The sequence below is a fragment of the Cellulomonas sp. ES6 genome (assembly GCF_030053835.1).
Lineage (GTDB): Bacteria > Actinomycetota > Actinomycetes > Actinomycetales > Cellulomonadaceae > Cellulomonas.
Genome location: NZ_CP125655.1, coordinates 460,684 through 472,365, shown reverse-complemented (window position 1 = coordinate 472,365; position 11,682 = coordinate 460,684). Strand labels below are relative to the sequence as shown.

10 protein-coding genes are annotated in these 11,682 nt (G+C 75.8%); 9 read left to right on the top strand and 1 reads right to left on the bottom strand.

Annotated elements, in window-relative coordinates:
- Nucleotides 1–30: 30 nt before the first annotated feature.
- The 4 genes from P9841_RS02260 to P9841_RS02245 are packed head-to-tail and all read left to right on the top strand — an operon-like array spanning nt 31 to nt 4,276.
- Nucleotides 31–1,725, top strand: coding sequence for a bifunctional 3'-5' exonuclease/DNA polymerase (locus tag P9841_RS02260; RefSeq protein ID WP_502848293.1), 1,695 nt, complete (start codon nt 31–33; stop codon nt 1,723–1,725).
- Between the two features lie 60 nt (nt 1,726–1,785).
- Nucleotides 1,786–2,400 carry a TetR/AcrR family transcriptional regulator gene (locus P9841_RS02255; protein WP_283320497.1) on the top strand — a complete coding sequence of 205 codons (615 nt, stop codon included), beginning with the start codon at nt 1,786–1,788 and terminating at the stop codon, nt 2,398–2,400.
- A 41-nt stretch (nt 2,401–2,441) separates the two neighbouring features.
- Nucleotides 2,442–3,368 carry a DMT family transporter gene (locus tag P9841_RS02250; protein ID WP_502848290.1) on the top strand — a complete coding sequence of 309 codons (927 nt, stop codon included), beginning with the start codon at nt 2,442–2,444 and terminating at the stop codon, nt 3,366–3,368.
- A complete protein-coding gene (locus P9841_RS02245; RefSeq protein WP_502848288.1) occupies nt 3,365–4,276 on the top strand; it encodes a 3-methyladenine DNA glycosylase in 912 nt (303 codons plus the stop codon). The genes P9841_RS02250 and P9841_RS02245 overlap by 4 nt, the downstream gene beginning before the upstream one ends.
- Before the next feature lie 33 nt (nt 4,277–4,309).
- Here P9841_RS02245 and P9841_RS02240 read toward each other — a convergent pair whose 3' ends face one another.
- A complete protein-coding gene (locus P9841_RS02240; RefSeq protein ID WP_283320495.1) occupies nt 4,310–5,503 on the bottom strand; it encodes an ROK family transcriptional regulator in 1,194 nt (397 codons plus the stop codon).
- Nucleotides 5,504–5,618: 115 nt separating this feature from the next.
- Between P9841_RS02240 and P9841_RS02235 the strand changes: the two genes are divergently transcribed.
- The 5 genes from P9841_RS02235 to P9841_RS02215 all read left to right on the top strand — a co-directional run bounded on the left by P9841_RS02235 (nt 5,619) and on the right by P9841_RS02215 (nt 11,676).
- Nucleotides 5,619–7,151, top strand: a complete 1,533-nt coding sequence (locus tag P9841_RS02235) for a sugar ABC transporter ATP-binding protein (protein ID WP_283320494.1) — start codon at nt 5,619–5,621, stop codon at nt 7,149–7,151.
- On the top strand, nt 7,148–8,200 hold the full coding sequence (locus P9841_RS02230) for an ABC transporter permease (protein ID WP_283320493.1): 1,053 nt from the start codon (nt 7,148–7,150) through the stop codon (nt 8,198–8,200). Before P9841_RS02235 ends, P9841_RS02230 begins: the two co-directional genes overlap by 4 nt.
- A gap of 91 nt (nt 8,201–8,291) precedes the next feature.
- Nucleotides 8,292–9,356, top strand: a complete 1,065-nt coding sequence (locus P9841_RS02225) for a substrate-binding domain-containing protein (protein WP_283320492.1) — start codon at nt 8,292–8,294, stop codon at nt 9,354–9,356.
- Nucleotides 9,357–9,459: 103 nt separating this feature from the next.
- Entirely contained in the window at nt 9,460–10,602 is a 1,143-nt protein-coding gene (locus tag P9841_RS02220) for a Gfo/Idh/MocA family protein (protein ID WP_283321829.1), read from the top strand.
- Nucleotides 10,603–10,671: 69 nt separating this feature from the next.
- Complete coding sequence (locus tag P9841_RS02215) at nt 10,672–11,676, top strand: sugar phosphate isomerase/epimerase family protein (RefSeq protein ID WP_283320491.1); 1,005 nt, start codon at nt 10,672–10,674, stop codon at nt 11,674–11,676.
- Nucleotides 11,677–11,682: the final 6 nt, after the last annotated feature.

Here is an 11,682-nt window from a genome sequence, read left to right as displayed (position 1 = left end):
ACGGCCCGGGTGTCGGACCGTGCAGCGAGAATGGACGGCGTGCCGTTCGTCCTCGTCGCCGCCGACCCCGACCGGCCCGGTGGCGCCGTGCTGCGGGAGGTCGCCGGCGCCGCCGAGGCGGTCGCGGGGGAGGCGGGCCCCCCGGAGCGGGTCGCCGGACCGGACCTGCCGGCCGCGGTGGCGGACCGGGAGCGGACCCGCCCGCGGTGGGTGTGGGACGACACGGAGCACTGGTACCCGGCGCTGCTCGCCGCCGGGGTGCGCGTGGAGCGGGCGCACGACCTGCGCCTGTGCCACGTCGTCCTGCGCCGCAGCACCCGCTGCGCGGGGACGGCGTTCGCCGCGGAGCCGGACGGCCCGTGGGACCGCGCCGCGCCCGCGGCCGAGCAGCAGGACGCCGCGGAGCCCAGCCTGTTCGACGACCTGCCCGGACCGGAGCCCGCCGACGCGCCGGACGTGCCGGGCGAGCTCGGCCGGCAGCTCCGCGCGCTGCAGGAGTGCGGGGACGACGGCCGGCTGCGGCTGCTGCTCGCGGCCGAGTCGGCGGGGGCGCTCATCGCGGCGGAGATGCGGCACGACGGGCTCCCGTTCCGCGCGGACGTGCACGATGCCCTGCTGACGCAGCTGCTCGGTCCCCGGCCGCGCGACGGCGAGCGCCCGGCGCGGCTGGCGGAGCTCGCCGGGCAGGTCGCCGCGGCGCTGGACCGTCCCGGTCTCAACCCGGACTCCCAGCCCGAGCTGCTGCGGGCGCTGCGCGCGGCCGGGCTGGACGTCGAGTCGACGCGGACCTCCGAGATCCGCGCGCAGGACCACCCCGTGCGCGAGCCGCTGCTGGAGTACAAGAAGCTCGCCCGGCTGCTGTCCGCGAACGGCTGGGCGTGGATGGACCGCTGGGCGCGCGACGGCCGGTTCCGCCCCGACTACGTGCCCGCCGGCGTGGTGACCGGGCGGTGGGCGAGCAGCGGCGGCGGCGCGCTCCAGCTGCCGGCGGGCATCCGGGCTGCCGTGCGCTCCGACCCGGGCTGGCGGCTGGTCGTGGCCGACGCCGCGCAGCTCGAGCCGCGGGTGCTGGCGGCGATGTCGGGCGACGAGGCGATGGCGGCCGCCGGCCGGCACGCGGACCTGTACGCGGGCGTGGTGGAGGCGGGCACGGTCGCGGACCGGCAGCAGGCCAAGTACGCGATGCTCGGGGCCATCTACGGCGCGACCACCGGCGCGAGCGCGGTGCTCATGCCGCAGCTCGCGCGCGCCTACCCGCGGGCCGTCGCGCTGGTCGAGGAGGCCGCGCGGGCGGGGGAGCGCGGCGAGCAGGTGACGACGTGGCTCGGCAGGTCCTCGCCGCGCCCGCCGGCCGCGTGGCTGGCGGCGCGGCAGGCGGCCTCGGCGGAGGGTGCGGCGCCGGAGGACGTCCGCGAGGTCCGCCGGCGTGCGCGCGACTGGGGCCGCTTCACGCGGAACTTCGTCGTGCAGGGGACGGCGGCGGAGTGGGCGCTGTGCTGGATGGCGGAGCTGCGGCGCCGGCTGCGCGAGCTGCCCGGCCGGCCGCACCTGGTGTTCTTCCTGCACGACGAGGTGATGGTGCACGCGCCCGTCGACGTGGCGGAGCAGGTCGCCGTGATCGTCCGGGAGGCCGCGGTGGAGGCGGGCCGGCTGCTGTTCGGGCCGACGCCGGTGGAGTTCGCACTCGACGTCTCGGTGGTGGACACGTACGCCGACGCCGTGTGACGATGCGGCGGTGGGTAGACCGATCTACCTACTGACGGCGCGACGGACGGAGGCGGGGCGATGACGGGGACCGGGCACGCGGCAGGCCCGACGGTCGGCGTCCGGCGACGCCCGGCACGGGACCGGCTGCTGGCGGCGGCCGCGCGCCGGTTCTACGCCGACGGCATCGCCGCCACCGGCATCGACGCGATCACGGCCGACGCGGGCGTCGCCAAGATGAGCCTCTACAACAACTTCGCCTCCAAGGCCGAGCTCGTCGAGGCGTACCTCGTCGCCCGGCACGCCGAGTGGCTCGCCCTGTACCGCGCCCGGCTCGCGCGGGCCGGCGACGACCCGCGCGCCGGCGTGCTCGCGGTCTTCGACGCCTACGCCGACCACGCGCACGCGGGCTACGTCCACGGGTTCCGCGGCTGCGGCCTGCTCAACGCCGCCGCCGAGCTGCCCGTCGGCGACCCCGGGCGGGCGGCGGTGCGCGCGCACAAGGAGGAGGTCGAGGGCATCGTCGCCTCCCACCTCGCCGCGCTGCTCCCGGACGACCCGGGGCGCGTCGCGGACCTCGCGGAGCACCTCGCGTTCCTGCTCGAGGGGTCGATGGCCCGCGCGGGCCTCGAGGGCGACGACCACCGGCTGGGCCGGGCGCGCGCCCTGGCGTCGGACCTGCTGGCGGGTCTGTGACGGGGGCGGTCGCCGCGCGCACGGGGCTCGGGTCCCTCGCCGTGTTGGCGGCCTCCGTGCTGTGGGGCACGACCGGGACGGCCGCGACGTTCGCGCCGCAGGTCGGCCCGCTGGCGATCGGCGCCGCGGCGATGGGCGTCGGCGGGCTGCTGCAGGCCGCGCTGGCCGGCCGGCTGCTGCGCGTGCACGCCGGGGCGCTGCGCGCGCGGCACCGGCTCGTGCTGCTCGGCGGGCTGGCGGTGGCCGTGTACCCGCTCGCGTTCTACTCGTCGATGCGCCTGGCCGGGGTCGCCGTCGGCACGGTGGTGTCGCTCGGGTCGGCCCCGCTGGCGTCGGCGCTCGTCGAGCGGGTGGTGGACCGGCGACGGCTGACCCGGCGCTGGGTGCTGGCGGCGGGGGTGGGCCTCACGGGCGTGGTGCTGCTCTGCGCCGCGGAGGCCGTGGGGACCGCCGATGCGTCGCCCGGGGCCCCGGGCGCGGGGGCGTCGGCCGCCGGCGTGGGGCTCGGCCTGGTCGCCGGCGCGACGTACGCCCTCTACTCCTGGGTCGCGCACCGGCTGATGCGCGCCGGGGTACCGTCGCGGGCGTCGATGGGTGCCGTGTTCGGCGTGGGCGGGACCCTGCTGCTTCCGGTGCTGGCGCTGACCGGGGCGCCGCTGGTGGCGTCGTGGCCGAACGCCGCGGTCGGCGTCTACATGGCTCTCGTGCCGATGCTCACCGGGTACGTGCTGTTCGGCTGGGGGCTCGCGCACGTCGCGGCCAGCACGGCGACCACGCTCACCCTGCTCGAGCCCGCCGTCGCGGCGGTGCTCGCGGTGCTCGTGGTCGGTGAGCGGCTGCCCGCCGCCGGCTGGGCCGGGGTCGCCCTGGTCGTGGCCTGCCTCGCGGTGCTGACGGTGCCGGCCGTCCCCGGCCGCGCGGCCGGGCGGCGCCTGCGGTCGCGGGGCCTCCTACCCTGGACGTCGTGACCGCCACCGCCCTGCCCGACCCCGCGCCGCCGACCGCGCCGCAGGTCGTGGACGCCGCCGCCTGGCGGGCGGCCGCGGACGCCCACGCGGCACGCGCCGACGCGCTCACGGCGGCCCACCGCGACCGCCGGGCGCGCGGGGAGCGGCACGCGGTCGAGGACTTCCTGTTCGAGTACTACCCGGCGAAGCCCGCGCAGCTCCGTCGCTGGCACCCCGGAGCCGGTGCCGGACTGGCCCCCGGTGCCGACGGCCCCGCGCCGCACGCCGGCTGGCGCTGGTACCGCGCGGACGGCGACGGCGTCGTGACGCTCGACCTCGACGCGTTCCTCGCCGACCGCGGCGACACGGTCCGGTACGTGCACGCGCTGCTGTCCGCGACGGCGGCCCGCCCCGCCGCGACGGGCTGCTTCGGGCTGCACGAGTGGGCGATGGTCTACCGGCAGGACGGTGCCGGCCGGCGGCACGCTCTCCCGCTGCGCCTCGGGTCCGCCGGGACGGACGCGGTCGTCGAGTCGCACCGCATCCGGTGCACCCACCTCGACGCGTTCCGGTTCTTCACGCCCGCGGCGCGCCCCCGCAACGCCACGCAGCCGACCCGCGAGTCCCAGGTGCGCGACGAGCAGCCCGGGTGCCTGCACGCGAACATGGACCTGTACAAGTGGGCCCTGAAGCTCGGCCCGCTGGTGCCGGGCGCCCTGCTGCTCGACGCGTTCGAGCTCGCCGCGGAGATCCGCCGGACGGACATGCAGGCGTCCCCGTACGACGTCACGGCGTACGGGCTGGAGCCCGTGGCGATCGAGACGCCCGAGGGCAAGGCGGAGTACGTCCGGCGGCAGCGCGGCTTCGCCGAGCGGGCGGCGGGGCTGCGGTCGGCGCTGGCCGCCGTGGCGGGGGCGGCCGTCGCCTGATCCGCCCGGAGCGCCGGGCCGGCAGCTCCCGCGTCAGGCGATGCGCGACTCGACCAGCGCGTCGACCGCCTCGGGCGCGAGCACGTGGTCGACCGCCATCGCGGAGGCGCCGAGGATGCCGACCTGCGACCGCGCCTGCGACGTGACGATGCGCAGGTGCTGCGTCGCGAGCGGCAGGGAGCGCTGGTAGACGACCTCGCGGATGCCGGCGATGAGGTGCTCGCCCGCCTCCGCCACGACGCCGCCGATGACCACCAGCGACGGGTTCAGCAGGCTGACGCACGCCGCGAGCACCGAGCCGATCTCGCGGCCGGCCTGCCGCACGGCGCGTCCCGCGGCGAGGTCACCGGCCCGGACCAGGGCGACGACGTCGGCGCCGTCGCGCGCGGGCAGCCCGGCCGCGGCGAGCTGCTCGGCGAGCGCCCGCCCGCTGGCGACCGCCTCGAGGCAGCCGAGGTTGCCGCACCGGCACGGCACGTCCGCCGCACCGGGCACCGCGATGTGGCCGATGTCGCCCGCGGCCCCCTGCGCGCCGCGGCGCAGCCGGCCGTCGGAGATGATCCCGGAGCCGATGCCGGTGGCGACCTTGACGAACAGCATGTCGTCGACGTCCGGCCACGCGGAGCGGTGCTCGCCGAGGGCCATGAGGTTCACGTCGTTGTCGACCAGCACCTGCGCCCCGAGCTGCGCCGCGAGGATGCCGGGCACGTCGACGTCGTCCCAGGCGGGCATGATCGGCGGGTTGATGGGCCGGCCGGTGGAGTGCTCGACGGGCCCGGGCAGCCCCACGCCGACGGACACGAGGTCGTCGGGCTCCCGGCCGGCCTGCGCGAGCAGCGTGCGCCCGTGCTCCACGACCCAGCCGAGCACGACGTCCGGGCCGTCGGCGATGGGCAGCGGCGCCTCCGCCTCGGCCAGCACGGTGGAGGCCAGGTCGGTGACGGCCATGCGGGCGTGGGTGGCACCGAGGTCGACGGCGAGCACCACCCGGGCGCTCGGCCGGAACGCGAAGGTGGTCGGCGGCCGCCCGCCGGTGGACGACGCCTCCCCGGCCGGCGCGATGAGCCCGGCGGCCAGCAGCTGGTCGACCCGGGTCGTGACGGTGGAGCGCGCCTGGCCGGTCGCGGCGGCGAGGTCGGCGCGGGTGCGCGGCGCCCCGTCGCGGAGCAGCTGGAACAGATCGCCCGCGCCCGTGTGCCGCTGGGGGAGCCTCACGACGTCCTGCATGGCGCTTAGTGAACCACGAACTCGGCCCACTTCTGCGCGTCACGGTTCGGTAACTCCGACGATAGGCGTCGCACTTATGATTGACGGGCGACAAAAGTGGGCCTACGTTCGCCCCATGGTCAACGAGGACCCTCCGCGGGAGGACCCGCAGCCGCTGCTGCGGATGCGCGGCATCGTCAAGCAGTTCCCCGGAGCCCGGGCCCTGGACGGCGTCGACCTCGACGTGCTGCCGGGGGAGGTGCACTGCCTGCTCGGGCAGAACGGTGCCGGCAAGTCGACGCTCATCAAGGTGCTGGCCGGCGCCCACCAGCCCACCGAGGGCGAGGTCCTCGTCGACGGGCAGGTCGTCACGATCCCGCACCCCGTGGCCGCCCTGCGGCTCGGCATCGCGACGATGTACCAGGAGCTCGACGTGGTCGGCGGCCTCACCGTCGCCGAGAACGTGTACCTCGGCCACGAGCTCGCGACCGCCGGCGTCTCCCGGCTGCGCGACGCCCGCCGCCGCACCCGCGAGCTGCTCGCCCGGCTCGGCCACCCGGAGATCTCGCCCGGGCAGGAGGTCGGCTCGCTGCCCGCCGCCGCCCAGCAGGTCGTCTCCATGGCGCGGGCCCTCTCGCACGACGCCCGGGTCATCGTGATGGACGAGCCGTCCGCGGTGCTCGACTCCGACGAGGTGCAGAACCTGTTCCGGGTGGTGCGCGAGCTCACGGCGTCCGGCGTGGCCATCGTCTACATCTCGCACCGCATGGAGGAGATCCGCGCGATCGGCGACCGGATCACGGTGCTCAAGGACGGCCGGACGGTCGCCCGCGACCTGCCGGCGCGCGAGACGCCCACCCGGGACCTCATCCGGCTCATGACCGGCCGGGCGGTCGAGTACGCGTTCCCGCCCGCGCCCGGGGTCGCGCCCGACGCACCCGTGGTGCTCGACGTGCAGGGGCTCGCGCTGCGGGGGGCGTTCGAGGACGTGACCTTCCAGGTCCGCGCCGGGGAGATCCTCGGGCTCGCGGGCCTGGTGGGGTCGGGCCGGTCGGAGATCCTGGAGACCGTCTACGGGGCGCGCCGGGCGACGGCCGGGAGCGTCGAGGTCGCCGGCCGCCGGCTGCGCCCCGGGGCGGTCCCGGCCGCGGTGGCCGCCGGCGTCGGGCTGGCCCCCGAGGAGCGCAAGGCCCAGGGCCTGCTGCTGGACGAGCCCGTCTACCGGAACATCACGCTCTCGACCTTCGGGCGGTTCGCGCGCGGCGGCCTGCTCGACGAGCGCGCCGAGCGGGCGGCGGCCCGGGAGCAGGCCGAGGCGCTCGACCTGCGTCCCGCCGGCGTCGACCGGGCCATGCGCACCCTGTCCGGCGGCAACCAGCAGAAGGCGATGCTCGCGCGCTGGCTGGTCCACGGCTGCCGCGTGCTGCTGCTCGACGAGCCGACCCGCGGGGTGGACGTCGGCGCGCGCGCCGAGATCTACGGCCTCGTGCGCCGGCTCGCCGACGAGGGCGCGGCCGTCGTCGTCGTGTCCAGCGAGATCCCGGAGGTGCTCGGCCTGGCGGACCGGGTGCTCGTCGTCTCCGAGGGGCGGGTCGTCCACGAGGGCCCCGCCGCCGCCATCGACGAGCACGCCGTGCTCGACCTCGTCATGGAAGGGAGTGCCGCGTGAGCGAGCACCAGGTCTCGACGCCGACGGCGGACGAGTCGGTCCGGGTCGAGCGCGCGGCCCCGTCGCCCGGCCGGACCCGGCGCGGCCCGGCCTCCGGCGGCGCCGCCCGCACCCTCGGCCTCGTCATCGCGCTCGCCGCGATCGGCGTGGTCGGCTACGTCACCGCCGGCAGCAGGTTCGCCAGCGTCGACAACCTCCTCGTCGTCCTGTCGACCGCCTCGATCATCGGGGTGATCAGCATCGGCATGACGTTCGTCATCACGGCCGGCGGCATCGACCTGTCGGTCGGGTCGGTGCTCGGCCTCGCGTCGGTGTGGGCGACCACGCTCGCGACCCAGACCATGGCCGAGCAGTACGGCTGGATCGTCATGGTCGGCTGCGCGCTGCTCGTCGGCGTGGCGGCCGGCCTCGTGAACGGCGTGCTCGTCGCCTACGGGAGGGTGGTCGCGTTCATCGCGACGCTCGCCATGCTCGTCGCCGCCCGGGGGCTCGCCGAGCTCATCGCGCAGCGTCGCACCCAGCTCGTGACCGTGTCGTCGTTCTCGTCCACGTTCAAGGGCGACCTGCTCGGCGTGCCGAAGATCGTCTGGATCTTCGCCGCCGTCGCGGTCGCGGGCTGGTTCCTGCTGAACCGCACGACGTTCGGCCGCCGCACGGTCGCCGTCGGCGGCAACCCGGAGGCCGCCCGGCTCGCCGGCATCGCGGTCCGGCGGCACACGATGCTGCTGTACGCGCTGTCCGGCCTCGCCGCCGGGATCGCGGGGGTCATGATGCTGGCCCGCACCGGCGCGGGGTCCTCCACCAACGGCCAGCTCTACGAGCTGGACGCGATCGCCGCGGTGGTCGTCGGCGGCACGCTGCTCGCCGGCGGCCGCGGCACCATCGTCGGCACCGTCCTGGGCGTCCTGATCTTCGCGACGCTCACGAACATCTTCGTCCAGAACAACCTGGACTCCTCGGTCCAGGCCGTCGCCAAGGGCGCGATCATCATCGCCGCCGTCCTGCTGCAGCAGCGCTTCACGACGCGCTCCGCACCCCGCACGACCTAGCCGCCGGCGGCCCGGCGCACCGCGTCGCGCCCGCTCGGAGGCCCACCGCACGACACCCACCCGCCCGCTGGACATCGTCGAAGGAGATCCCATGTCCGCTCGCCCGACCCTGCGCCGCCGCCGCACGCTGGCGTCCGTCGCCGTGCTGTCCGTCGCCCTCCTGACCGCCTGCACCTCCAACACCCCGGCCGAGGAGGACGACGGCGACGCCGACGGCGGCACCACCTCCCAGCAGGCCGTGTCCGACAACGACGAGGCCGGCGAGGAGGTCGTCATCGGCTTCTCCGCCCCGGCGGCCGACCACGGCTGGATGGGCGCCATCACCACCGCCGCCCAGGAGGAGGCCGAGAAGTACTCCGACGTCGAGCTCCGCGTCGCCGAGGGCACCAACGACGTCAACCTCCAGATCAGCCAGATCGAGCAGTTCATCAACGACGGCGTCGACGCGATCGTGCTGCTGCCGTTCGACGGGGCCGCGCTCACCGACGTCGCGACCAAGGCGATGGATGCCGGCATCCCGGTCATCAACGTCGACCGCGAGTTCTCCAGCCCGTTCGCCTCCCGCGCCACCGTGCTGGGCGACAACTACGGCATGGGCGTCTCCGCCGGCACGTACATCTGCGAGCAGCTCGGCGACGACCCGGGCGCCGTGGTGGCCGAGATCGCCGGCATCGACTCGCTGCCCCTGACCCAGGACCGCAGCCAGGGCTTCGCGGACGCGCTCGACGGCTGCGGCCTCGAGGTCAGCAACCGCGTCGCCGCGGACTTCACCGTCCAGGGCGGGGAGCAGGCGGCGGCGAACCTGCTGCAGGCGGCGCCGGAGATCGACGCCATCTGGAACCACGACGACGACCAGGGGGTCGGCGTCCTGGCCGCCATCGAGAACGCCGGCCGCGACGAGTTCTTCATGGTCGGCGGCGCGGGCTCCGCGAACGTCATGCGGGAGATCCAGTCCGGCGACTCCGTCCTGCAGGCGACCGTCATCTACCCGTCCACCCAGGCGGCGGACGGCATCCGCCTGGCCCGGCTCGTCGCGCACGAGAAGTCGCTGAGCGACCTCGCGTCCTCCGGAGTGCCGCGCACGGTGCAGCTCTACGCACCCGTGGTGACCGCGGACAACGTCGACCAGTACATCGACTCGGCGTTCGAGTCCTGACCGGCGGGCGACGGGGCCGGGCGCGTGCCGGCCGGCCCCGTCGCCCCCAGCAGAGGAGGGTCTCGTGACGGACGGGACGACGACGGCGCCGCTGCGCGTCGGGATGGTCGGGTACGCGTTCATGGGCGCGGCGCACTCGCAGGCGTGGCGGACCGCGCCCCGGTTCTTCGACCTGCCGCGGACGCCGGTGATGCGGGTGCTCGGAGGCCGCGACGCGGGCGCGGTCAAGGCGGCCGCGGACCGGCTCGGCTGGGAGGAGTCCGTGACCTCGTGGCAGGAGCTGGTCGCCCGGGACGACGTCGACCTGGTCGACATCTGCACCCCCGGCAGCACGCACGCCGAGATCGCGGTCGCGGCGCTGGAGGCCGGCAAGCACGTGCTGTGCGAGAAGCCGCTCGCGAACACCGTCGCGGAGGCCGAGCTCATGGTCGCCGCCGCGGAGGCCGCCGCCGCGCGGGGAGTGCGCTCGATGGTCGGCTACACCTACCGGCGCGTGCCGGCGGTGCAGCTCGCCCGCACCCTCGTCGAGCAGGGTCGCATCGGCACGGTCCGCCACGTGCGGGTGCAGTACCTGCAGGACTGGCTGACCGACCCCGAGGCGCCGCTGTCGTGGCGGCTCGACAAGCAGGCCGCGGGCTCGGGCGCGCTCGGCGACATCGCGTCGCACGCGGTGGACCTCGCCCAGTACGTGACCGGTGAGCGGCTGACGGGCGTCTCCGCCCTGCTCGAGACGTTCGTGCGGGAGCGCCCGGTCGCCGCGGACTTCTCCGGTCTGCACGGCACGGCGGGCACCGAGCGGGGGCCGGTGACCGTCGACGACGCCGCGGTGTTCCTGGCCCGGCTCTCCGGCGGCGGGCTCGGCGTCTTCGAGGCCACCCGGTTCGCGACCGGGCGCAAGAACGCCCTCCGGCTGGAGGTCAACGGCGAGCGCGGGTCCCTCGCGTTCGACTTCGAGGACATGAACGTCCTGCACGTCCACGACGCCACCGAGGACGCCGCCGTCGCGGGGTTCCGCCGCGTGGTGGTGACCGAGCCGCAGCACGCCTACATCGCGCACTGGTGGCCCGCGGGCCACGGACTCGGCTACGAGCACGCGTTCACGCACCAGGTGGTCGACCTGGTCGGCGACATCGCCGCCGGCCGCGACCCCCGTCCGTCGTTCGCGGACGGGCTCGGGGTGCAGCGCGTGCTCGAGGCCGTGGAGCGCAGCGCCGCCGACGACAGCCGCTGGGTCCCGCTGCCCTGACCCCTGCCCTCGTGGATCGCCCTCGCCGCGACCCACCGCGACCCCGCCACCCGAGAAGGAGCGCGCACCATGGCACGACCCGTCACGCTGTTCACCGGCCAGTGGGCCGACCTGCCGTTCGAGGAGGTCGCCCGGCTCGCCTCCGAGTGGGGCTACGACGGCCTCGAGATCGCCTGCTGGGGCGACCACCTGGACCCGTGGCGCTGGGACGACGACGCCTACGTGCAGAGCCGGCTCGACGTCCTCGAGCGGTACGGCCTGCAGGTCTGGGCGATCTCGAACCACCTCAAGGGGCAGGCGGTCTGCGACGACCCGATCGACCAGCGCCACCGCGACATCCTCCCGGACGTCGTGTGGGGCGACGGCGACCCCGAGGGCGTCCGGCAGCGTGCCGCGACGGAGATGCAGCACACCGCCCGGATGGCCGCCCGCCTCGGGGTGAAGACGGTCGTGGGCTTCACCGGGTCGTCCATCTGGAAGTACGTCGCGATGTTCCCGCCCGTCTCCCAGGAGGCCGTCGACGCCGGGTACCAGGACTTCGCCGACCGCTGGAACCCGATCCTCGACGTCTTCGACGAGGTCGGCGTGCGGTTCGCGCACGAGGTGCACCCGTCGGAGATCGCCTACGACTACTGGACCACCGTCCGGACGCTGGAGGCCATCGGGCACCGCGAGGCGTTCGGCCTCAACTGGGACCCCAGCCACATGGTCTGGCAGGACCTCGACCCGGTGGCGTTCCTGTGGGACTTCCGCGACCGGATCTACCACGTGGACTGCAAGGACACGAAGAAGCGGATGTCCAACGGGCGCAACGGCCGGCTCGGGTCGCACCTGGCGTGGGCGGACCCGCGCCGCGGCTGGGACTTCATCTCCACCGGGCACGGCGACGTGCCGTGGGAGGACGCGTTCCGGGTGCTCAACACCATCGGGTACGACGGGCCGATCTCCGTGGAGTGGGAGGACGCCGGGATGGACCGGCTGCTCGGCGCGCCCGAGGCGCTGGCGTTCGTGCGGCGGCTCGCGTTCGACGCCCCCGACGCGGCGTTCGACGCGGCGTTCTCGCAGCGCGGCTGAGGGCCG